The sequence below is a fragment of the Streptomyces albireticuli genome (assembly GCF_021228125.1).
Classification (GTDB): domain Bacteria; phylum Actinomycetota; class Actinomycetes; order Streptomycetales; family Streptomycetaceae; genus Streptomyces; species Streptomyces albireticuli.
This window is the reverse complement of sequence record NZ_JAJQQS010000034.1, coordinates 1-22,363: the sequence shown is the minus strand read 5'-3', so window position 1 is coordinate 22,363 and position 22,363 is coordinate 1. Positions and strand designations below refer to the sequence as shown.

General features: G+C 74.3%; 18 protein-coding genes and 1 pseudogene. 7 read left to right on the top strand and 12 right to left on the bottom strand.

Features of this window, described 5'->3' with window-relative positions; all coding sequences use genetic code 11:
• Positions 1-168: 168 nt before the first annotated feature.
• From LUZ64_RS35300 to LUZ64_RS35280, 5 genes and pseudogenes are all read right to left on the bottom strand, one after another.
• A pseudogene (locus tag LUZ64_RS35300) lies at positions 169-1,288 on the bottom strand (amidohydrolase family protein).
• A gap of 49 nt (positions 1,289-1,337) precedes the next feature.
• Positions 1,338-2,744: a type I glutamate--ammonia ligase gene (locus LUZ64_RS35295; RefSeq protein WP_232399052.1), complete on the bottom strand. Its 1,407-nt coding sequence runs from the start codon at positions 2,742-2,744 to the stop codon at positions 1,338-1,340.
• Between the two features lie 222 nt (positions 2,745-2,966).
• The gene (locus LUZ64_RS35290) at positions 2,967-3,248 is read right to left on the bottom strand and encodes a hypothetical protein (RefSeq protein WP_095578584.1); all 282 of its coding nucleotides are present in this window, start codon (positions 3,246-3,248) and stop codon (positions 2,967-2,969) included.
• 189 nt (positions 3,249-3,437) lie between these two features.
• Positions 3,438-4,769 (bottom strand): ABC transporter substrate-binding protein, encoded by a 1,332-nt coding sequence (locus LUZ64_RS35285; protein WP_232399050.1) that lies wholly within the window; start codon positions 4,767-4,769, stop codon positions 3,438-3,440.
• A 320-nt stretch (positions 4,770-5,089) separates the two neighbouring features.
• Positions 5,090-5,536 (bottom strand): CBS domain-containing protein, encoded by a 447-nt coding sequence (locus tag LUZ64_RS35280; protein WP_095585292.1) that lies wholly within the window; start codon positions 5,534-5,536, stop codon positions 5,090-5,092.
• Between the two features lie 236 nt (positions 5,537-5,772).
• Here LUZ64_RS35280 and LUZ64_RS35275 point away from each other — a divergent pair, with 236 nt between their 5' ends.
• Together LUZ64_RS35275 and LUZ64_RS35270 are read left to right on the top strand one after the other, a co-directional pair.
• Complete coding sequence (locus tag LUZ64_RS35275) at positions 5,773-5,979, top strand: hypothetical protein (protein WP_095585293.1); 207 nt, start codon at positions 5,773-5,775, stop codon at positions 5,977-5,979.
• A 5-nt stretch (positions 5,980-5,984) separates the two neighbouring features.
• Positions 5,985-7,502: an MFS transporter gene (locus tag LUZ64_RS35270; RefSeq protein WP_232399054.1), complete on the top strand. Its 1,518-nt coding sequence runs from the start codon at positions 5,985-5,987 to the stop codon at positions 7,500-7,502.
• Positions 7,503-7,528: 26 nt separating this feature from the next.
• Here LUZ64_RS35270 and LUZ64_RS35265 read toward each other — a convergent pair whose 3' ends face one another.
• A complete protein-coding gene (locus LUZ64_RS35265) occupies positions 7,529-8,677 on the bottom strand; it encodes an MAB_1171c family putative transporter (RefSeq protein WP_095585295.1) in 1,149 nt (382 codons plus the stop codon).
• Positions 8,662-9,234: a M48 family metalloprotease gene (locus LUZ64_RS35260; RefSeq protein WP_095585296.1), complete on the bottom strand. Its 573-nt coding sequence runs from the start codon at positions 9,232-9,234 to the stop codon at positions 8,662-8,664. The genes LUZ64_RS35265 and LUZ64_RS35260 overlap by 16 nt, the downstream gene beginning before the upstream one ends.
• 258 nt (positions 9,235-9,492) lie before the next feature.
• Between LUZ64_RS35260 and LUZ64_RS35255 the strand changes: the two genes are divergently transcribed.
• Positions 9,493-10,308, top strand: a complete 816-nt coding sequence (locus LUZ64_RS35255) for an SDR family NAD(P)-dependent oxidoreductase (protein WP_372478762.1) — start codon at positions 9,493-9,495, stop codon at positions 10,306-10,308.
• A 163-nt stretch (positions 10,309-10,471) separates the two neighbouring features.
• Here the strand turns inward: LUZ64_RS35255 and LUZ64_RS35250 are convergent, their stop codons facing one another.
• The 3 genes from LUZ64_RS35250 to LUZ64_RS35240 all read right to left on the bottom strand — a co-directional run bounded on the left by LUZ64_RS35250 (position 10,472) and on the right by LUZ64_RS35240 (position 15,653).
• Positions 10,472-11,896, bottom strand: coding sequence for a Gfo/Idh/MocA family protein (locus tag LUZ64_RS35250; RefSeq protein ID WP_095585298.1), 1,425 nt, complete (start codon positions 11,894-11,896; stop codon positions 10,472-10,474).
• Positions 11,897-12,389: 493 nt separating this feature from the next.
• The gene (locus LUZ64_RS35245; protein ID WP_095585299.1) at positions 12,390-14,450 is read right to left on the bottom strand and encodes a sensor histidine kinase; all 2,061 of its coding nucleotides are present in this window, start codon (positions 14,448-14,450) and stop codon (positions 12,390-12,392) included.
• Positions 14,451-14,636: 186 nt separating this feature from the next.
• Positions 14,637-15,653 carry a ScbA/BarX family gamma-butyrolactone biosynthesis protein gene (locus LUZ64_RS35240; protein WP_095585300.1) on the bottom strand — a complete coding sequence of 339 codons (1,017 nt, stop codon included), beginning with the start codon at positions 15,651-15,653 and terminating at the stop codon, positions 14,637-14,639.
• A gap of 177 nt (positions 15,654-15,830) precedes the next feature.
• Here LUZ64_RS35240 and LUZ64_RS35235 point away from each other — a divergent pair, with 177 nt between their 5' ends.
• The gene (locus tag LUZ64_RS35235) at positions 15,831-16,508 is read left to right on the top strand and encodes a ScbR family autoregulator-binding transcription factor (protein ID WP_095585301.1); all 678 of its coding nucleotides are present in this window, start codon (positions 15,831-15,833) and stop codon (positions 16,506-16,508) included.
• 219 nt (positions 16,509-16,727) lie between these two features.
• Here the strand turns inward: LUZ64_RS35235 and LUZ64_RS35230 are convergent, their stop codons facing one another.
• The gene (locus tag LUZ64_RS35230) at positions 16,728-17,969 is read right to left on the bottom strand and encodes a sensor histidine kinase (protein WP_143593131.1); all 1,242 of its coding nucleotides are present in this window, start codon (positions 17,967-17,969) and stop codon (positions 16,728-16,730) included.
• Between the two features lie 512 nt (positions 17,970-18,481).
• Positions 18,482-19,168 carry a ScbR family autoregulator-binding transcription factor gene (locus LUZ64_RS35225; RefSeq protein WP_095581457.1) on the bottom strand — a complete coding sequence of 229 codons (687 nt, stop codon included), beginning with the start codon at positions 19,166-19,168 and terminating at the stop codon, positions 18,482-18,484.
• 456 nt (positions 19,169-19,624) lie between these two features.
• On the opposite strand from LUZ64_RS35225, the gene LUZ64_RS35220 reads away from it, so the two are divergent.
• The 3 genes from LUZ64_RS35220 to LUZ64_RS35210 all read left to right on the top strand — a co-directional run.
• On the top strand, positions 19,625-20,404 hold the full coding sequence (locus LUZ64_RS35220; RefSeq protein WP_095581456.1) for a response regulator transcription factor: 780 nt from the start codon (positions 19,625-19,627) through the stop codon (positions 20,402-20,404).
• 328 nt (positions 20,405-20,732) lie between these two features.
• Positions 20,733-22,043 carry an acyltransferase domain-containing protein gene (locus LUZ64_RS35215; protein WP_095581455.1) on the top strand — a complete coding sequence of 437 codons (1,311 nt, stop codon included), beginning with the start codon at positions 20,733-20,735 and terminating at the stop codon, positions 22,041-22,043.
• Positions 22,044-22,230: 187 nt separating this feature from the next.
• On the top strand, positions 22,231-22,363 hold a 133-nt coding region (locus LUZ64_RS35210), incomplete at its 3' end, for a biotin carboxylase N-terminal domain-containing protein (RefSeq protein WP_143593021.1).

Genomic DNA, 22,363 nt, shown 5'->3' with positions numbered 1-22,363 from the left:
CCCGCTCCGCCGGGTCCCGGACGACCGCGCACGCCCCGGCCTCCGGCGCGGGTCCGGGGCGTGAGGGCGCCATCACCCGCACCGCCGGGCCCGTCGGCGACATGCGCCCGCCCCGCTGCTCGTACGGGCGGCACGGCCGGTGGGCCACCGGCGACGCCGGTGCGGACGCTACGCCTCCGCCGGCCCGAGACCGTAGACGCGTCGCGCGTTGCCCTCGGCGATCAGATCCGCCACGCGCCGGGCGTCCCCGGCCGTCCAGGCGCCGTCGCCCACCCAGCCCGACAGCAGACGGCCGAGGGCGTGGCCGAAGAGGCGGACCGCCGTGAGGTACAGCTCGGGCAGGCCGTAGGCGTCGGTGGAGAACATCAGCTTCCCGAACGGCGCCAGTTCGAGGGTCTCGGCCAGGACGGCGCCGGCGCGCACCCCGACGTGCGGGACGGTGAGACCGATGTCGGTGTGGACGTGTGCGTAGGCGTGGCTGAGGTAGGCGGCATTGCGGTGGTAGGGATAGGTGTGGAGGAGGACCACCGGGCAGCCGGTGGGGCGCACGGCGCGCAGGAAGTCCGTGAGGAGCAGGGGATCGCAGCGGTGCAGCCGTAGGTCGGGGTCGCCGAACCCGGTGTGGAACTGGAGCGGGCGGCCCGTGGCGACGGCGGTCCACAGCAGATGGCGCAGGAGCACCGGGTCGGTCAGCCGGCCGCCTGCCGGCGAGCCAGCCGCCCGCGGCCCGGTGGACCTCGTGGCCGGTGGGCGGCTCCGGGGCGAAGTCCAGGCCGTGGCGGTAGGCGATCACCGACTTGAAGGCGACGGCGGTGCGGGCCGCGTCATGGACGCCGGCGGTCAGCCGGGTGACCAGGTCCCGGGCGGTCCCGGCCGCGTCGGCGGCGGCCTCCGCGACGGTCTCCAGCCGTACGATCTCGTGGGCGCGGGCCCCGGAGACGGTGGCGAGCCGGGCCGGTGTGGTCAGGCCGGCGGACAGACCCGTGTCGACGAGGAGGTCCGTGATGCCGGTGGCGCGGAGCAGCCGCCGGGTCGTCTCGTCCGTGCCCAGCTCGGTGCGCCGGGCCAGGTAGTCGGCGGGCGGGCAGTGCGCGGGGAGCCCCAGCGCGGGCGGGCACCAGCGGCGCAGGGCGAAGCCCAGCTGGGTGTCGAAGAAAGTGGTGCCGGCGGCCGCGGGCGCGTCGGACTCCGTGAGGTAGGAGGCGAACCGCGCCTCCGTGAGGGCGTGGCGCGCGACCCCGTGGCAGTGGTGGTCCACCAACCGTGCGGGGGCTTCGACCGGATCCATCGGTGCCGTCCTTTCGCGTCTTCCGGTGCCTCGTTCCCCGTGGTCCCCCTCAGTAGCGGCCGCGGAGGGCGTCCGCGAGCGCCTGCGGATCCTTGCCCTCCGCCAGCGCGTGCTCGCCCCGGCGGACGGCGAGGAGCGCCTCGAAGAGGGGGTCGCCGAGCGCGTCGCGCAGGAGGGCGGACCGGGTGAAGTGGCCGAGCGCCTCGGGCAGGGAGGCGGGCAGGCGGGGCGCGGAACCGGTGGTGACGGGGTTCCCGGCGACCGGGGCCGGGAGGGCGAGGCCGTCGTCGAGCCCGGCGAGCCCGGCGGCGATGACGGTGCCGACGACCAGGTAGGGGTTGGCGGCCGGGTCGAAGCACTTGATCTCGGCGTTGGCCGCGTCGGGGTCGTGCGGTGGCCCGGGGATGAAGCGGAGGGCCGCCTCGCGGTTCTCCACGCCCCAGCAGTGGTAGGCGCCGGCCCACCGCGAGGGCGTGAGCCGCAGATAGCTCGCCGGCAGCGGCGCGCCCAGGGCGAGCAGGGCGGGCAGCTCCCGGAGGATCCCGGCGAGGAACGCCTCGCACGACTTGGTCATGGCCTGCGGACCCTCGCCGCCCCGGCACAGGTTCACACCGTCCCGCCACAGACTCAGGTGCAGATGGGCGCCGTTGCCGACGGCGCCCGCCCGGGTGACGGGCGCGAAGGACGCCGACAGCGCGTGCCGGGTGGAGACGGCGCGGATGGTCTCCCGGACGAGGACGGCGTGATCGGCGGCCGTGACGGGGTCGGTGGGGGCGGTCGAGACCTCGAACTGGCCGGGCGCGTACTCCGGATGGAGCTGGAGCACCTCGACGTCCTGCGCGGCCAGGGCCTGGAGGATGTCGTCGAGGTAGTCCGAGAGCTCCACCAGCCGCGTCATGCCGTAGGCGGGGCCGGGGCCCGCGTAGGGCTCCTCGGCGCCGGTGGCCGTGCCGGTACGGGTGGTGACGGTCCATTCGGTCTCGATGCCCATGCGCAGGTGCAGACCGTGGCGGGCCGCGCGGGCGGTCATGCGCCGGGCGAACTGGCGCTGGCACGCGACGTAGGGGGTGCCGTCCTGTTCGTAGCGGTCCGTGGGGGCCCAGGCCCAGCCGGGCTGCGCCGCGAGCGGGGTCAGCAGGGAGAGGTCGGGGAAGATCCGCAGATCGCCGTCGGGGCCGCCGAGGTGGGGGCTGGTGACGGCGGAGTCGTCGGAGAGGAAGACGTCGAGGACGGGGGAGGCCCCGGCGCCCCAGCGCGCGGTGTGCGGGAGCCGGGCGGTGGGGATGGTCTTGACGCGGGTGATCCCGGAATTGTCGACCCAGGTGAGGGCGATGCCGTGGATGTTCCGCGCGGTCAGGCGCGCCGCCTCCTGGCGGGCGGCCGAGCTCGCTCGCTCCCTCTCCTGGCGCTGTTCCTGGTGCTGGTCCTGGATGTCCACCCGGTCCGGCTCGTGCACTGCTGCTCCTCGGTGCCCGCTTCCCGGCCGGGCGGACGGTGCTGTTCCGGCACCGTCCGCCCGGCGGCCGTCACTCCTTCTCCGTCACCCTTCCCGCATTCCCGCGTTCCTGATCACCTTCCTGATCAGAGGCCCGTACAGGCCGGCCCGGGAGCCGGGGACCGGGGCGCGGTGGGGGACGGGATGCGGGCGCGGCCGGGGCGGCGGGTGAGTCGGGTGCCGTCAGGTGTGTCCGGGGAGCGGATGGGGTTGGTGGTGGGCCGCGGTGCAGCAGTCGGGACACCAGTAGCCGTCGCCGTGGATATAGGCCCAGCCGAGCTCCTTGATGTGGGGAGTGGCGGTGTGGGCGTGGTGGAGGAGGTATCCCCACAGATCGTCGTCGCGGGAGGGACCGGGGTCGGGGATGACGAGGTCGAAGGTGGTCCGGGCGTCGCAGCCGCGGTGGTCGCAAGCCAGGTAGAACCGGACGGGCCCGGGGGTTTTCCCTGCGGTGGTCAAGCTCATGCGGTCAACTCTCGGGGTACTTCCCGGGCGGCAGGGGGGCGATCGGGGAAACTCTCCCCCGCATCGGTGATGCGAGGTGTGAGCCGGGTGCCGTGCGGGTAGCCCCATTCGTCCCGGTGCGCGCGGTACGGGGGGGACGGACGGTTTGATTGTCCATATCGAGTCCCGGAGACTGGAATTGACGAGACGTCACCTGTCCGGTCCGCCGAGGACGAGGTCGCCGTCGAGCGGGACCTGGGGCAGGCGGTTGTTGCTCACGACGGCGAGCCGGTGGCCCCGCCCGGTGGGCTGCCACTGGCCTCCGGCGAGCGGCAGCAGGGCGATGCCGGGGGCGGGACCCGTGGTGAAGTCCAGGTCCCCGGCGACGGTGGAGAGCTTGGTGCGGCCGAGCGCCTCGGCCACGGCGCGCCGGTCGGTGGGGTCCGCCGCGGTGCCCAGGGCGTGCGCGGCGACCTCCAGCAGGGCGTGGGCCAGGCCGAGCGGCTGGAGCCAGGGGCGGCCGGTCGCCGACCGGTAGGCGTCGGCGAGCCGGGCGGCGGAACTGCCGTCCAGGGAGGAGCGGTAGGGGTGCCGGGGCGTCCAGTAGACCAGCGTGGCCACTTGAGCGGTGGGGCAGGCGGGGCCGGCGGGGGTGGCGTGGGCACTCGGGCCGGACGGGGCCGAGCGGCACGAGGGGGGACCCGGGGGCACGGCCTGGGGAGCCGTGGCCGCCCGGCGCGTATCGGGTGGGTAGGCGAGCCAGCGGGAACAGGTCACCAGCCGGGGCCGCAGCCCGGCCTCGTGCGCCCGGCGGAGGAAGAGCGTGAGGTCGGCGCCGGTCGCGGCGCTGGTGACGATGTCCGCTCCCGCGTCCTGGAACCGCCGGACGTGTTCCGCGAAGCCGTCACCGCCCGGCTCCGCGTAACCGCCGGGGTCGACGAGCGTGTGGCCGCGCGCGGTCGCGGCGGGCGCGAAGCCGTGCCGGGGGTGGCGCAGGAGACGCCCCTGCCGTCCGTCGTTCCACAGGCAGCCGACGGTCCGCGCGGCGCCGGCGCGTTCCCACATGTCGGCGAAGACGTCCGCGATGTCGTCCAGTCCCCACGCGAAGTGGTACGTCCAGCCCGGTGCCCGGCCCCGGCCGCCGCCCTGGGTGAGGACGTAGGCCTGCCAGGGGAAGGTGGTGGACAGGCAGGGCACCCCGAGGTCCTGGCAGGCGTCGGCCACGGCCGGCAGCACCTGGGTGCCGGCCATGGTCACCACGACGCGGGCACCCTCCCGCGCGACGAGCTCGGCGACCGCCCGGCGGGCCCGGCCGGGCTCGGAGCGGCTGTCGCGTACGGCGAGGCGCAGGGGGTACCGGCGGCCGTCGTGGGTGAGGCGGGTCAGGCGTGGGGCGAGGTGTTCCAGGACGAAGGCGAGCGGGTGACCCAGGCTGCCGAGCCGCCCCGTGAGCGGCACGACGGCCCCGATGCACAGTTCCTTACCGGCGCGCGGCGCACCCGCTCGGGCGTGCGTTCCGTCCTTGTCGCGCGGTCCCTCCATGGGCGTCAACCTCCCTGTGCCGTAACCTTTTTGCGGTCAGGGTCCACCATGCGGAGGCAGCCGCGCGGGTGCCGGGCGAGACCTTGCTCGTACGAGTGACGGGCGCCGGGAGCCGTGGGACGGGTGGTCACGGAGGGCCGCTCCGGCGCGAGGCCCGTGGTCGTCGGCGCTCCGTCCGGAGGCACCGCGGAGCGGGAAGGGAAGCCACGGCCGCCGGGGCGGCCCGTGGCGGAACCGGGGCGCACGCGTCCGGGCCGCCGCGCGCTCGTGGCGCGTGACGGCCCGGGACGCCCGTCCGGTGGCGGAGGGGACCTGACGGGTCAGCCGGCGGTCGCGTACACCCGGGACGCGAACTCGGCGATCTGCTCGTCGGTGAGGTTCTTCGCGAGGTCCGCTTCCGTGATCATGCCGCACAGGCGGTGGTCGTTCTTGACGTCGATCACCGGCAGGCGCTTGATCTGGTGCCGTTCCATGGTCTCCAGGGCCTCGTTCGCGTCGGCCTCGGCGTCCACCCAGTGCAGCGCGCCGGCCAGCTCGCCCGCCTGCACGCCCGAGGCGTCACGGCCCTCGGCCACGCACTGTACGACGATGTCGCGGTCGGTGATGACGCCCTTGAGGCGCTGGTCGTCCCCGCAGATGGGCAGGCAGCCGACCTTGAGGTCACGCATCATCCGCGACGCGTCGAGCAGCGATTCGTGCTCGCCGACGCACTGCACGCCCTTGGTGGACATGATGTCGCGGGCCAGGAGCTTCTTCCTCGTAGCCATGATCGCTCCATTTCTTCCGTGCACGGGCTCCCCGGGTCCTCCTTCCATCGCAACACGGATGGAGCAGCCCCGCCACGCGCGCCCGCGCCCGTGCCCTCGCGACCACGCGCCATGCGGCCCCTCTCTTTCGTCTCTTTCGCATGAGCGGACAATCGGCCCTACCCGGGCGCCCATCACTCTTTCGTGGCTACCGACCGTAGCCGCCGATTTCTCGCGGCGGGGAGGGAAGGCTCCCGGTGTCAGTCGGTGACAACACGGGGGCGCGCATGGACCGTTCGGCGGCCGGGAGCAGACGTGAGGTCGCGAGCGCGAGGGCCGGCCGCCGCCTCCCCGGCGGCCCCGACGGCCTGGACTCCCCGTGGTCCGGGCTCCCGGCCCGGCTCGCCGAGGGGGAGACCGTCCTCGTCCCGACCCCGTTCGACGCGCGCACCGGCGGTCCGTGACCTCCATGGACCCCGAGCGTGCCGCGCCCCGCGTCTCCCCGCCCGGCAGTGGACACCGGTGGCCGCGTGCCGCCACCGTCGCCCTCTGCCTGGGATTCTTCGTCCTCGGCACGCACCTGACCGTGCTCGATGTCGCCGTCCCCGCTCTCCGGCACGACCTGGGCGCCACCCTGGCCCAGAGCCAGTGGATCGTCGGCGGCTACGCCCTCGTCCTCGGCGTGAGCGTCCTCGCGGCCGGCGCCGTGGCCGACCGGGCGGGCCGACGGCGTTCCCTGGTCGCCGGTCTCGCCCTCTGCGGTGCCGTCTCCGCCCTCGGCGCCCTCGCGCGGCACCCCGGGCACCTGATCGCCGCCCGCTGCGGCATGGGCCTCGGCGCCGCCCTCCTGACGGCCGTGGCGTTCTCGCTCCTCGGCGACCTCCACCGCGGCGCCGCGGCGCGGTGCCGGGCGTCCACCGCGGGCGCCGTCGCGGGTGTCGCCGGCGGCCTGACCGGCCCGGCCGTCGGGGGCCTCCTCGTCGAGGCGTTCTCCTGGCGCGCCGCCTTCTGGATCGACGTCCCCCTGACGGCCGTCGCCCTCGCCCTCGTGCTCGCGCTCGTCCCCGCGTCCCGCGCGGCGGCCCCCGGCCCGGCGCGTACGGACTTCGGCGGACTCGTCCTGTCGGCCGCCGGGTTCCTCGCCCTCGTCCTGGCGTTCGTCGAGAGCCCTGCCCGGGGGTGGACCGCCCCGGCCGTCCTGACCGGTTACGGTGCCGCGGCCGTCCTGCTGGCCTGCTTCGCCGGGTGGGAGCGGCGGACCCGGCACCCCGTGCTCCCGCCGTCCCCGCCGCGGGACGCCCGCGTGAGCACCGGCGCGGCGTGCCTCGTCCTGATGTCCCTGGTCCTGTTCGGCGCGCTGTTCGTCCTGATCCTCTCTCTGCAAGCGGTGCGGGGGTGTTCGCCCTGGCAGGCGGGGGCGCTCGTGCTGCCCTTGCCCGCCGCGCTGGCCGTGGGGGCGGGCGCCGCGCAGCCGCTGCTCGCCCGCTTCGGCGAACGCCTCCCGGTCGTCCTCGGTCTCACCCTCCTCACCTGCGCCTTCGCCGTCCAGGCCGGCACCCGCGCCGGCTCCGGCTACGGCCGGGTCGTCACCTTCGAGCTCGTGGCGGGCCTCGGCGCGGGCCTGGTCGCGTGGGCGGCCACCGAGACCGTCATGGGCGCGGTCCCCCGCGAGCGGCCCGGTCTCGGCCCGGCCGTCCACGAGGCCACGCGTCAGCTGGGCGCGGCGCTGGGCGTCGCGGTGCAGGGGTCGGTGCTGTCGACGGTCTGCGCGTCGCGCCTGGGGGAAGGGGCCGGCGACGCCGTGCCGTTACCCCTCGCGACGCCCTCGCGGGGGGCCGGGGCCTTGCCGGCCGTCGCCCGGGAGGCGTTCGCGGCCGCCGTGGCGACGACGGCGATGACCGCCGCCGTGATCTCCCTGGTCGCGACCACGGCGGCCTGGTACTGGCTTCCGGCCGGGAGGGCGGCCGTCGCGGACGGCACGGAATGAAGGACGCGGCCGCTTCGCGCGGCGGGTCAGGGCACGGGCCGTCGCTCCACCAGGGAATCCCGGTACGCCCGCGCCGTCGGTGAGCGGTACGCCGACGCGACCCGCAGCAGCCCGTTGATCTCTTCCGCCAGGTCGTCCGCCCCGGCGCCCGCGAGGTCCGCCGTCTGGGCGCGGGGCTCCTCGCCCGCGCGCCGGGCGTGGATCGCGGCCATCAGCCAGCAGGCCGTCACATGCGCCTCGACGAGCGGTTCGGGCACCGCGCGGTCGCGGACGTGGCGGCGTACGACGCCGAGCGTGGCGGGCGGTACGTAGTTGCGGAGCACGATCATCGCGTCCCGGATCTCGATCACCCTGCGGTACAGCAGCAGTTGCAGCGGCACGGCCACCGTGCCGAGCCGGTTGCCCGGCCGGAGGACGACGTCGGGGGTGGCCGCCGTCAGGTCCTGCCAGAGGGGGTCCAGGCCGTGGTACGACCTGCGGTCCGCGAGGTGGGCCCGTAGGCGCGCCGCCGCCGGCAGGGCGACGCCGACCGCCATGAACGCCGCCTCCACCCCCGTCACCGGGGAGAACAGCGGGGCGAACACCGAGGAACGGGTGTGCAGGTAGAAGAGCTTGAGCACCCAGAGCAGCGACGCCAGGAGTATGCCCGTCCCGAACAGCCGCAGTCCGTACCGCAGCAGCCGCGGCGTCCCCGTCCTGCCGTAGCTCCAGCACACGAACCCGCAGGTCGTGTCGGCCGCGAGGTGGAAGGCGAAGAAGACCCACCAATAGGTGTCCGGCACCCCGGGGACGTCGGGCGACGGGGCGATCCGATTGCGCGAGTGGGCGGGCGCGCCGAGGTCCAGCAGGACGAGGGTCACCATCACGACCGCGGCCGCGCCGAAGACCACGCCCCCGTGCCGCCGCCGGCCCGCCGCGCCGAAGATGAACCACAGCACCGCCGCGGCGTCGACGATGCTGAACAGGTGCTTGGTCAGGTCGACCCAGTGCGGTCCCGGCACGACGCGCCCCAGGACGGCGGTGACCGGCTCCAGGTGCAGCGACATCGCGAGCGCGATCATCACCACCGCGAACCACAGCGGCCGTTGCTCGCGGTGGCGCACCCCCTGGGGCGCGCGGACGACGGCCGCCGCCCACAGCGCGGCGATCCCCGCGTCCTCTATCCACGTGAACATGATGTCCCCGCCGTCCGGGCCGGCCGCAGTCCCATCGCGGACTCCAGGCCGCCGAGCATTCCCGACAGCGGTGTCGGCCCCGGCACCCGCCCGGCGGCCTCCAGGATGAGGGTCGCGATCATCTCGGCCTCCCGCTCCTGCTCGTCGCCGTAGCGGATCCGGGGCAGCACGGTGCGGACCGACCGGGGGTCGTCGAGGTCGAGGTGCCGCTCCAGCTGGACGTCCTCCGCCACCGACCGGTGACCGCAGACCAGATGTCCGATCTCATGGACGATGATGTGCTCCTGATGCAGGGGACTGGTCCGGGCGTCGTAGAGGATGAAGTCCTCCCGCTCCACGGACAGCAGCAGCCCCGACGGAGTGCCGGGCACGGTCGGCGTGGGCAGCGCGAGCAGCCGGAGCGGCCGGTCGCGGCGCTCGGCGAGGCGGGCGCAGAGCGCGGTCGCGGAGAAAGGATCCGGCACGGGGATCGAGCCGATGATCCCCCGGCACCGGCGGCGCAGGTTCCGCCAGCGCGTCCCGGACGTTCCGGCCGTCTCTCCACGGGGCGCGGACACGGGTGGGCACCTCACCAGGAAGCCGCGCGCGGTCATCGGACCGCCTCGAAGACATCGACCGGCAGCATCGCGTGCCCCCTCGTACACAGTCCGGAACCGGATGTGATCGTAGATCGTTCCGCCTGGTCCGGCTAGGGTGCCCGACACCCCGCGTGGCCACCTCTCCTGAAGGCGTATCACCCCCTATGAGGGGTTGGTGACGATGGTGGGCGTGTGGGTGCGAGGATTCGTGTTCTGTCTGTGATTGGGAGGGTTTCTATGTCACGTGTGGATGCCGGCATGGGTGCGGGCGTGGGTGCGGGTACGGGGTCGGGCTCGGGTCTGCTCGCGGGGAGGACGGTGCTGGTGTCGGGGGCGTCGAGCGGCATCGGCGCCGCGTCGGCGAGGGTCTTCGCGCGGGAGGGTGCCCGTGTGGTGCTGGCCGCGCGCCGGGAGGACCGGCTGGCCGCGCTGGTCGGCGAGGTGCGCGAGGCCGGTGGCGAGGCGGAGTACGTGGTGACGGACGTGTCGCGCGGTGACGACGCGCGGCGCGCGGTCGACTTCGCGGTGGACCGTTTCGGCCGCCTGGACGCCGCCTTCAACAACGCGGGCATCGGCTGGGACCAGACGCCCATGCACCTGATGGACGACTCCGCCTATGACGCGATCATGGACACGAACGTGCGCGGCGTATGGAACCTGATGCGGTACGAACTCGCCGCCATGCTGGAGAACGGCGGGGGATCCATCGTCAACAACAGCAGCGTCGGGGGTTTCCAGGCGATTCCGGCCGCCGCCCCTTACGTGGCGTCGAAGCACGCCGTGCTGGGCCTGACGAAGGCCGCCGCCGCCGAGTACGCGTCGAAGGGGGTCCGGGTGAACGCCGTGGCGCCGGGGACGACGCGCAGCGAGATCATCGAGGGGTGGTTCGAGCGGAACCCGCACCTGGAGAAGGAGCTGCACCGGGCCACTCCGCAGGGGCGTACGGCGGAGCCGGAGGAGATAGCGGAGGCCGCGGCGTGGCTGTGCAGCGACCGGTCGTCCTTCGTGACGGGGGTGACGCTGCCGGTGGACGGCGGGTACACGACGGTCTGACCCCGGTCCCGCGCGGACCGGTCCGGCCCGTTGACGGCCCGCCCCCTGGCGGCGGCCCGCCGGCGCCCGGCCGCCGACGGGCTGATCGCCGGTCAGGAGCCGTTCCCCTGGAGTGAATCATTCCGCTTCTGGGGAACGGCTCCCGGTGTGCCCGCCCGGACCTCTAAGGCTTCACCGAGTCCATCCCCGGCCGCGGCTTCCGCCACAGCCCCCGGGTGAAGTCCGGGATCTCCTGCGGCGCCCCCTTCGCCTTGATGGAGGCGGTGCTCAGCGGGACGGGCGCGGTCCAGGTGGCCGCGTCGTACACGTCGAAGTCGGGCACCAGCCCCAGCCGCATGCACTGCACCAGCCGGAACAGCATGATGTAGTCCATCCCGCCGTGCCCGCCGGGCGGGTTGGCGTGCTCCTTCCACAGCCAGTGGTCCCACCGCGCGTACTTCTGGAAGTCGCCCCACTCGTCATCCGACATGTCCGGCTCCAGATAGATCCGGGGCGGGTAGTCCTCGAAGACGCCCTTCGTCCCTCCCAGGATGTTCACCCTGCTGTAGGGGTGAGGGTTGGACACCGCGTGCTCCAGCCGGATCACCCGGCCCTTCGCCGTCTGGACCAGGCTGATCGACATGTCGCTCTCGACGTACGTCTCCTTCCAGCTCGGGTCGCCCGCCGGCATGTGCTGCGCGCGGTACGCGGCCAGCCCGAGGGAGGGGGAGCCGAACGTGGTGATCCGCACGGCGCGGTCGCCGCGGTTGACGTCCATGTAGTTGGCGGCCGGCCCGAAGCCGTGGTTGGGGTAGAGGTCCCCCTTGAGCCGGGTGTGCCAGAGCCGCCGCCACGGCCCGGTGTAGTACGTGGGCGAGAACATCAGGCCGCGCAGGTCGTGGATGTAGGCCCCCGCCGCGTGCAGCAGGTCCCCGAACAGGCCCTCGTGGGCCATGCGCAGCACCCGCATCTCGTTCTTGCCGTAACAGCAGTTCTCCAGCTGGACGCAGTGCCGACGGTGCCGCTCGGACAGGTCGACCAGCCGCCACAGCTGGTCCAGCTCCATGGCGACCGGACACTCGACGCCGACGTGCTTGCCGTTCGTCAGCGCCGCCTCGGCCATCGGGAAGTGCCACTCCCAGGGCGTCGCGACATAGACGAGGTCCACGTCGCCGCGCCCGCACAACTGCTCGTAGTCGTCCTCGCCGTTGGTGTAGAGCGCGGGCGCCGGCTGTCCCGCCGCCTTGACCTTGGCGGCGTTCTTCTCCGCCTTCTCCCGGACGGTGTCGCACAGCGCGACGATCCGGACGCCGGGGAGGGAGAGGAAGAGCTCGGTCATGTAGTCGCCGCGGTTGCCCAGGCCGACGATCCCGACCCGGAGCGTGTCCCTCCGCTCGAACGGCACACCCATCATGGTCCTGCCCTGCCGCGCCGGCCAGGCGGCCTCCTCCGCCGCCGGCCGCGCCGCGCCACCGGTCGCGGCGCTCGCCGCGGCCGGTCCGCCGAGCCCCAGCCCCAGCCCGGCCCCGGCGGCCCCCGCCGTCCTCAGCACGGAGCGGCGGCTGACCTCGGAATCCTCACGCTGGTCCTGCGGAGCTGACTCGTGCATCAATCCTCCAAGGGAGCTGATGATGAGCTACGCGTGCGTGAACCTCGGCAAGGACCTTTACGGGTGGGGCACACGGAGCGCAAGAGGCAGGGAGAACACTTCCGGGTTCGGACGGACCCGAAACACGGGGCGCCGCGCGTGAGGGGCGTACGGACACGGGAACGCCCGCGCCCCTGGAGGAGGGGGCGCGGACGTCCGGTCGGGAAAGGCGGCCTACCGGCGGTCCCGCGAGGGCGGTGCCACACACTTCGGGGGGCATCTGCGGACTTCGGCGCGGTCGCGCCGGAGCGTCGCCCAGGCCGAGGCGACCATGGTCCTGACGCTCGCGGCCGTCGCGTTCAGACGCTCACGTGTACGGGACATGAGGAGAACTCCTTCTGTTCGCGGTCCATGGCCACGAGCATTCCGCCGCCCGTGTCCCGGGCGCATGAGCCCCCGGTCCCCTCCGTCTCCCGGGTCGCCTCCGGCCGCGCCGGGATCAGCCGCGCCGGGATCAGCCGTGCGGGGAAGCGGGCGGCAGCGAGCAGGTGGGGAAGGACGCCTCGACGGTGGTGCCGCCGGTGGTGCTGGTGAGGGCGAACCGGCCGCCGAGTTCCTCGGAGCGTTCGGCCATGGACCGGAGCCCGAGCCCCGGTTCGTGCTCGTGGGCCGGGAATCCGCCCCCGTCGTCCGTGACGCCCACCGTGACCTCGTCGGGCGTCACCGCGACGCGCGCGCGGGCGTGTCCCGCGTGCGCGTGGCGGACGGCGTTGTTCAGTGCCTCGGCGGTGATGCGGTAGACGGCGACCTCCAGGGCGGCGGGCAGCGGCGGCAGGGGGCAGGGGCTGAGGTCGACGGTGATGCGCAGGTCCCGGGTGCCGAGCAGCGACGCGAGGTGCTGGAGGGCCTGGGTGAGATCGCCCCCGGCGAGGGCGGCGGGGGCGAGCCCGTCGGTGATGTGCCGCAGTTCCGTGATGGCCTGGCCGATGCCCTCGGAGACCGTCCGCAAGGGCCGCGCGGCGGGCGCGGCGGGCGGTACGGCCGCGCGGACCGCGTCGATCTGGAGGCGTAGCCCGGACAGGGCGGGGCCGAGGCCGTCGTGGAGGTCGTGGCGCAGCCGCCGGCGCTCCTCCTCCCGGGCGAGGACCACCCGTTCGCGGCTGGACCGGAGGTCCTGGTACAGGCGCAGCGAGGCGATGGCGGGGGCGGCGTGATCGGCCAGGATCCGCAGGGCCTCCCGGTCCTGGTTGTCGAGGGCCAGCTCGCCGGAGCGGGGCGACGCGTACAGGTGGCCGACGGCCTCTCCCCGGTACACGAGCGGGAAGAGCTCGTCGTCGGGGCGCGAGGCGCCGAGGCCGGCGAGCTGCCGGGCGCCGTCCCGGGTACGGACGAGCAGCCGGGCGCCGGGGAGGCCCACGGTCTCCGTGACGGTCGTGCACAGCAGGCGGGGGGCGTCCTCGGGATCCACGGCCCGGCCCAGCCGTTCGGCCAGTTCCCGTACGGCCTGGTAGGGCTGGGCGCGCTCGCCGTAGTACCAGTGGTCGACCAGGCGCGCCGCGCGGCGGGCGAGGGGTCGCAGCGAGGTGCCGAGCAGCAGGATCAGGGAGCCCACGAGGAGGGAGCCGGGGGCGAGCGGGCCGAGGGTGAAGTGGGACAGCACGAGCGCGCCCGCGGCGTAGACGACGACGAGGCCGCAGGTGAGGAGGAAGGCCGTCAGGACGCGGCGCGCGGCCCGGTCCAGGTACCAGGACCGGTTCCGGGTGTGCACGTACCCCAGGGCCACCGGCCACACCACGCCGCCGACGATGTAGAGGAGGGGCCACAGCCGCTCGGGCAGCAGGCCGTAGCCGCCGGTGTAGGCCACCGCCAGCCACAGGAGGTAGGGCAGCACGAGGAGGGCGTATCCGGGGTGCGGCCCGGGGGAGCGGTACCAGCGCACCGCCATCACCGCCAGGGGAAGGGCGATGAAGAGGATCGGGCCCCATTCGAGCAGCCGGCCGGCCCAGGAGAGCAGCCAGGACTCCAGGCCGGCCCAGACGCCGCGGCGCAGCGGGTTCGCCGCGCCGAACCGGGAGGATTCCACGGCCGCGAAGTCGTACCGCTGGATCAGGGTGAACAGGGCCACGGTGGCCGCCAGCGCCTTGCCGCCGGGCCGGGGCAGCCGCTCGTCCGGGAGCCACAGCGGCAGCGCGTAGACCACGAACACGGACAGGGCGTCGCAGACCACCGCGAGCAGCGCGGCGACGATGCCGGCCGGTGGCCCGGGGCGGGTGACGCCGATGACCACCCACACGGCCTCGGTGACGGCCGAGGTACAGCCGCCCGACAGCAGCAGCCACCCCAGCGCCCGCCCCGGCCCGCGCGCGAGGAGGAAGGTGCCGGACAGGGAGAGCCCGAGGCCCAGCAGGAGATTGCCGACCGCGAAGTGGACCTTGACGTCCGCGAGCCCGGGGGCGTCGAGGTGGGTCAGCATCATCGCGACCCACAGCAGGCCGCTGAGCAGGGTGAGCGCGCACACGCCGTAGGCCGGCAGCATGTCGGGGCCGACCCGGGGTGTCCGGTCGCGTCCGGTCATGGCGGCCCCTCCTCACGGTGGACGGCGTCCTTCCAGGATCCGTCGGCGGAGGTCCCGGGCGCATGGGGCAGCGGTCTCGTCCCTGCCCCGGGGCCGTCCCGCCGCCGCGCCGGGCGCCGGGTGCGTCGGCCTCCTGCGGCCGCGTCCCGGCGTCGCGCGCGGGACGCGGCCGGCGGGCCGCCGCCGTCAGGGGTGGAACGGGCCGGTGACGGTCGTCCGGAAGACGCGCTCGCCGTCCTGGTGGCCGGTGACCTCGACCGTGAGGGTGCCGCGGGTCCCGGTCGTACGGGCGGTGAGGTGGCAGGGCCGGTCGAACTCGACGTAGCGGTCGAACGTGGTGCGCGTGTCGGCCGGCAGGAAGGTGTGCGGGGCGGTGACGAGCGTGGCGGCCTGCTGGGCGGCGTCGATGAGGGCGAGCCCGGGGACGTGGTCGACCGGGTGGTCGTAGAGGACGGTGTCCGAGAAGTCGGTGCGCAGGACCCAGCGGTCCGGCCGGTCCGTGGGGCCGAGGGTGATCTGGTGCGGGCCGGTGCGGCCGAGGGCCGCGGGGGCGACCGGTACGGGCGCGGGGAGCGGCGGCTGGACGTCCACGGCGCGGGCGTAGTCGCCGCGCAGCCGGCGGTAGACGGCCGGGGGGATCCAGTCGAAGGCGGTGTCGGCGGTGCCGACGGCGCGGCCGGCGCTGGTGACGGTCATCCGGAGGTGGACCCCGGTCGGCCGGCCGGCGCGGTGGCCGGTCTCCTCGGCGGTCACGTCGATGTCCAGCGCCGTGGGGCGGTCCGGGGATCCCGGCCAGGCGGGGTCGATCGCGAAGTCGAAGGTGCGGAGCAGTACGGCGTGGGCGAGCGGCGCGCCGTATTCCGCGTGGGCGAGGAGCAGTGCCGCCTGGCGTATGGTCTGGGCGGCGACGCGGGTGTCGTGATGGGTGCCGTGGCCGGGACGGGGGACGCTGGTCCCCGCGGGCCAGGCGGCGGTGACGGCGAAGCGGTGGGCGCCCAGGCGCTGCCGGCTGGTGCACAGGACCGCGTCTTCGTAGCTGAGGTGGACCAGTTCCTTGGCGACCCCGACGTGGACGGGGGCGAGGACGCGGTCGCAGACGCTAGGAGTGCCGGAGAGGTGAAGGGTGCCGAGGGTGCCGGATGCCTCGGGGGCGCCGGTGCGGTGGGTCAGGCCGGGGTTGGGGCTGAGGAGTGCGTAGGACACGGAGTTATCCCCTTTGAGACAAGCGGTACCTGGGCCACCGGCCGTCGTGCCGACCGGTGATAAGATACGTACTATCCGGTTTGGTTTTCAATCGGTTGATGGAGAGAAGAACGGCGACCCGCCCGCGCCGGTGGCCGGGGCGGCGTGCCCAGTGACAGCGACACAGGAGGTGCCCCGGTGGCGAAGCAGGCACGGGCGATCCAGACCCGCCGCATGATTCTGGAAGCGGCCGGTGCCGTCTTCGACGAGTTCGGGTACGAGTCGGCGACGATCGCCGAGATCCTCGCGCGGGCCGGCGTGACCAAGGGCGCGCTGTACTTCCACTTCGCGTCCAAGGAGGAGCTGGCCCGTGGGGTGCTGGGCGAGGCGCTGACCACGGAGGGTGTGCTGCCGCAGGAGTCCAGGCTCCAGGAGTGGGTGGACATCGGGATGGTGCTGGCCCACCGGCTGCCCGCGGAGCCCTTGCTGAGCGCGTCGATCAGGCTGTCGGCGGACCGCAAGGCCCGCGACCTGTTCGGCACTTCCTGGGAGGGCTGGATCGACTTCATCGCGGCCCAGCTCGCCGCGGCCAAGGACCAGGGGGAGTTGCTGCCGCACGTCGACGTCCGGCAGGGCGCGAAGCTGTTCGTGGGCGCGTGGACGGGGATCGAGATCGTCTCCACCGCCCTGGAGGACGGCGAGACCCTGGAATCGAAGATCGCCGGTCTCTACGACTACTTCCTGCCGGCGATCGCCGTGCCCGGCGCGCTGCGCGGCCTGGACACCGCCCCCGACCGGGGCGCCCGGGTCTGGGAGAGCTACCAGGCCCAGCACGCCGGTGAGGCGACCGAAGGGGAGGCCGGGGGCGAGCGGTAGACGGGTCCGCCTCCGGCGGCCGTCGTTCCCCCGCCGGGTGGTCCCGGCGGGCCGGTGCCGCGCTCCGCGCCACCGGTCCGGCCCGTCTCCGGCGTCGTCCCGCGTCCCGCCCTCCGCCCGGTCCGCCGTCCCGTGCGACATCTGTTCCCCCCTCTGCTCCGCCCCGGCCCACCCCCGTGCCCCGCGCGTCCACCGGGCGGTCGGCCGCCCGGCGCCCCGTCAGGGGAGGGGCTGTGAACGGACCGCCAGCGGTACGTGGATGTTGACGCGCGTGCCCTCGCCCGGCGCGGTCTCCAGGGTCAGCCGGCCGCCGATGTCCTCGATCCGCTCGGTCATCGAGCGCAGCCCCTGCCCCCGGCGGTCGTCGGTGGCCGCGAGGTCGAAGCCCGTTCCGTGGTCCTCGACGCGGGCGTGCGCCCAGCGCCGGGTGACGCGGGTGGTGACCTCGATCCGGCCGGGTCCGGCGTGCGCGAGGCTGTTGGCCAGGCACTCGCGCAGGGCCAGGAAGAGCTCCCGGCGCGAGGCGTCCGAGACCAGCCCCTCGTCCCCGGTGCTGGAGACCGTCACCTCGGTGTGCGCGGGGGCGTTCTCGGCGGCGAACTCCCGCAGCGCCTCGGCCAGCGGCGGCAGCGTGGTCCGCTCCCGCAGGTCGCCGGCGAGGGTGCGGCTGTGCCCGAGGGCCTCGCGCACCAGACGGCGTGCCTGTGCCAGGTCCCGCCGGCCCCCCTTGTCCGTGTCCAGGGCCCCCTCCGGTGCCTCACCGCCCGCGGCCGGCCCGTCCGCGGCGCGCGGTTCGAGGTGGCGCAGGGCCCGGGAGAGGGGTGCCGCGAGCTGATCGTGCAACTCGCGGGCGAGACGGCGCCGTTCGCGCCAGAGCTGTTCGGCCTCCGCCGCGGGGTACGGGCGGGCCGCTCCGGTGCCGTCCGCCGCGCCCAGGAGGCGGATCACCCCGGAGGCGCGGCGCGCGGCGAGCGCGCTGTCGCCGTGGGCGCCCTCGCGGGCCTCCCGCAGGGCGCACTCCAGCAGGACGGCCCAGGCCGCCTCGGCCGTCGGACCCTCCTCGCGGGCCTCCCCGGACCGCCAGGTGACCGGCGGGCGGGAGCCCGCCAGGGTCAGGCGCGCCCAGTCCAGCAGCGCGGTCCGCAGCCCCGGCCGGGTGGCCGGCGAACCGGCCAGGGCCGTCGGCAGGGCGACGGTGAAGCGGCGTAGGACGGCCTCGGTGTCCACGCCGTCGGCGGCCGCGCCCCTGGTGTTCCCGGCCTTCGCCGGGACGACGGTCAGGCGCCGCTGGGCGGGAACCCGCGCGGTGTCGCCCATGTGCCGTGCCGTGTGCGCGGGTTGCCGCTCGACCGGCAGGGACCTGCTGAGCCCGTCCCGCAGTGCCGCCATGAAGCCTTCCCCCACCATGGCTTCCAGCAGCCCGGCCCCCGACTGACTTGTGGGGCGGATAAAGGTGTCCACGATTCCCCCTCGTGAATGTGCCCGAACCCGGCTACGGGAGCCGGGCCTTCAGGGCGCGAGCGCACGCCTGCCAGAACGTTTCGCCGACCGGGCGGTGCTCGGTGCGACGCTGTCCGACGCCCCGGACGTTAACAAACCGGCCAGCCTGTTTGTCAAGGGTGGGTCGAGGGCTCCGCGGTGTAGGGAGATGTGCTAATGAGTGGCGAGTGTCCGGTTTGGGCGTTGACGGAAACCGGTCCGTCGGTTTTGCTTAGGTCCGCCGCCGCGAAGGATCCGGCCGGAGGGCCGGGTGTACGCGGGAATCGGCCAGCTTCCGCCCCGGCGTGAAACGCGACGGGGCCCCAGGGTCACGGGTCCGACTTCCCGTGGCCCTGGGGCCGTTGTGTGCCTCGTGTGCGGTCCCGCCCGCACCCCTGCCGGGTGCAGTGGGCGGGACGATTCCGTCCGCGGCCCCTCCCTCTCGTGCGCGCCCGTGCGCACGCCACCCCCGGAAAGAGGGAAGGGCCGGTGGATCAGGTGGTCGTGGGCAGCGCCGGGCGCGGGCCGGACTCCGGCGCGCCCCCGTCCCCGGCGGCCTCGGTGACCGCCTCCGTCCCGGCGGGCTGGAGGCGGGTGAGCGTCTCGGGCGTGGCCAGGGAGGGCAGCAGGGCCTGCCACAGCCCGGTGACGGTGGGCCGGGAGAGCCAGGCGCGGTCGTGCCGGGCGAGGGCCTCGAAGCCCGTGGTGGCCCCCACGATCGTGGCGGTCATGTCCTCCTGGGCGGCTCCCGGCAGGAGCGCCCCTTCCTCGGCCGCCTGGCGCAGGGCCCGGCCCACGCAGGCCGCCCACTGCCCCCGCAGGTCGGACTCGGGCGCCTGCGGCGTACGGCCGTTGAGGCGGAAGCCGGCCCGCACCACGATGTCCCAGCGCAGCTGCTGGGCGAAGAGGTGGGAGGCGTCGATCAGGGCCTGCAGGGCGCCGGTGCTCCGGCGGTGCACGGTGCGGGCGACCGCGTGCAGCGTACGGGCGGCCTCCGCCTCGACGGCCGCGGCCATGGCCGCCTTGGTGTCGAAGTGGAAGTGCAGCGCGCCCGAGCTGACCCCCGCTCCCGCGCTGATGCCCGACAGCTTCGCCCGGGTGTACCCGTGCTGGTCGAACGCCTGGGCCGCGGACCGGATCAGCGCGTGCCGGGTGTTGATGGCCCTTTCCTGTTTGGTCACCGGGGGCTCCTGCGGCAGTTCGTGACAACGATGGCAGGCCGGGCGGAGGCGGCGGCCCGCAGCCCACGCGTCCGGCGTGGGGGGAGGTGTGAGGGGTGGCACAACATCATGGGAGACATGAAACCAACTAACTGGTTTTATTTCTAGTTGTACGGGCGGACAAAAACGACTGTGCGTGGGCCTCGCGTCGCGTACCGTGCCCGGTTCGGGAGTTTGGTGCCCTCCGTGACGGCGTCTCTGTGACGTGCGGCGATGTGGCCCTACGGGCTTCGAGGCCGGGCCCTGCCGGGCCCACCGGCCCCCGCCGCGGGCGCTGTTGAGAGTGTCTGAAATACCTCTTGTGTGTCCGGGGGACGTAGAAGCTCAAAGCTTTGACAAACCGACAAGCCGGTTTGTAATCTCAGGTTGAACGGTCGACTCGCGGCCCAGCGCCGCGCGGACGTGCAGGAGCAGCGGATGAACCAGCAAGCCACCAGCCTTCTCGACCCCCACATACGTGCCTCAAGAGTGCCCAGGCCGCGGACGGCGTCCCCGGCCGCGCCCGCACCCCTTCCGCAGCCCCGCCCAGGGGACGCGCTCCGGGTGCTGGTCATCGAGAGCGACGTCCGGGCCGCCGAGTCCCTGACCCAGGGGCTCCGCCGGCACGGCTACGAGACCGACACCGTCGGCACCGGGAGCAAGGCCCTCCAGGCCTACCGCGGCGCGGACCTGGTCCTCCTCGACCTGGAACTGCCCGACCTGGACGGACTGGAGGTCTGCCGCGCGATCCGGGTCGCCAGCGACATCCCGCTGATCGCCGTCACGGCCCGCGCCAGCGAGCTCGACCGGGTCCTCGGCCTCCAGGCCGGCGCCGACGACTACGTCGTCAAGCCCTACGGCTTCCGCGAGCTGATGGCCCGGATCGAGGCGGTCATGCGCCGGGTCCGCCCGGAGACCCCGGCCGCCCAGGTCATCACCAGCGGCCCGCTGACGATCGACGCCGGCACCCGCGAGATCCGCCTGGACGGGCGGCCCGTCGAGGTGACCCGCAAGGAGTTCGACCTGCTCCACCTCCTCGCGTCCCGGCCCGAGAAGGTCGTCTCGCGCAAGCAGCTCATGACCCAGGTCTGGGACGACTCCTGGTCGCGGCCCGGCCGCACCATCGACACGCACGTCAGCAGCCTGCGCGGAAAGCTCGGCTCCGCCAGCTGGATCATCACCGTCCGCGGTGTCGGATTCCGCTTCGGGCACGCCTGACGCCTCGCACCCGGCGGCCCGGCCGCCACCTTCGGAAATCGCGCGTTGACGCGGTTCTGACGAAGTTTCACCAAGGTCTGATGGGGGATACCTTGACGTTTCGTTTCGCGCTGAAGAAGCTCTTCGTACAGCCACGAATTCCACGACCGCGACCGCCGTCCGCCGGTGACCGGCAGGAATTGCCGCCGGTATCCCGCCCCGCACGGCAGGGCCGCCCACGCCACCGCGCCTAGACCCGCGCGATCGCCGCACCGGGCCGCCGCCCTCCCCGCGCGCCGCCGGCCCGCGTCCGGAATTCTCCGACAAACCTCCGCGAGGCGAAACTTCCATGAACGCCACCACCGCCACGGCCTCCGCCGCAACCGAAGAGGCCCCCGCCGGAGCGGCCGCCGCCACTCCGCTCACCGGACCGCTGGTGCTGTCCGCCACCGACGAGCAGGCGCTGCGGGACCGCGCCGGACAGCTGCGCGAGCACCTCCTGCGCACCGGCGAGACGCCCGCGCCGGACGCGCCCGGCGCCCACCGCGCCGTCGTCCCCGCCGCCGACGCGGCCGAGGCCGTCCGCGCCCTGGACGCCCTGATCGAGGGCGCCCCCGCCACCGGAACCGTCACCGGCCGCGCCGGCACGGGCCGCCTGGCCTACCTCTTCACCGGCCAGGGCGCCCAGCGCCCCGGCATGGGCACCGAGCTCCACCGCGCCTTCCCCGCCTACGCGGACGCCTTCGACGAGGTCTGCGCCGCCCTCGACGCGCACCTGCCGCACCCGCTGCGCGAGATCGTCGACGACCCCGACCCGGCGCGCCTGGCCCGCACCGAGTACACCCAGCCCGCCACCTTCGCCGTCGAGGTGGCCCTCTTCCGGCTGCTGGAGAGCCTCGGGCTCCGCCCCGACGTCCTGGCCGGGCACTCCATCGGCGAGATCGCCGCCGCGCACGCCGCCGGTGTGCTGACCCTGGCCGACGCCGCCCGCCTGGTGGCCGGTCGCGGCCGGCTGATGCAGGCCCTGCCCGAGGGCGGGGTCATGGTCGCCGTCCTCGCCTCCGAGGCGGACGTCCTCCCCCACCTGGAAGGCCGCACCGCCACCGTGGGCGTCGCCGCCGTCAACGGACCCAACTCCGTCGTCCTGGCGGGCGAGCGGGCGGCCGTCGAGGAGATCGCCGCCCTGCTCAAGGCCGAAGGCCGCAAGACCCGGGCGCTGCCGGTCAGCCACGCCTTCCACTCGCCCCTGATGGAAGACGTCCTCGCCCCCTTCCACGCCCTGATCGAGGACACCGCCTTCGGCGAGCCGACGATTCCGCTGGTCTCCACCCTGACCGGCCGCCCGGCGGGCGACGATATCCGCACCCCCGGCTACTGGGTGCGCCACGTCCGCGGCGCCGTCCGCTTCGCGGACGCCGTGCGCACGCTGGAGGACCAGGGCGTGACCACCTTCCTGGAGATCGGCCCCGACGCCCCCCTGACGGGGCTCGCGAAGTCCTGCCTGGCCGCCCCCGAGGAGGCCGCCCTCGTCCCCACCCTGCGCCGCGCCCGCCCAGAGGTCCGTACGCTCACGGCCGCCCTGGCCCAGGCGCACGTACGCGGCGCGGACGTCGACTGGCAGGCGTTCCGGGACGGCGGAGCCGGCCTCGCGCGGAGTTGACGCACTCCGGTGGAAATTCACCAAAGCCTGAATCGCTACACCTTGATCCGTGGGGTCATGGGCGAGGAACCTTTATGTCAGTGTCCCTCGAGTGCCTCTTGAGTGCTGACCCCATCATCCGAATCCAATCCCCGTATTCGTTGTGCCTGTGCCCACCGACGGATCACCTCTGGAGAAGAGAAACATCGTGCGTAAGGTGCTCATCGCCAACCGAGGCGAAATCGCTGTCCGCGTCGCTCGTGCGTGCCGGGACGCCGGGATCGAAAGTGTGGCGGTCTACGCCGATCCGGACCGTGACGCGTTGCACGTCCGTGCGGCCG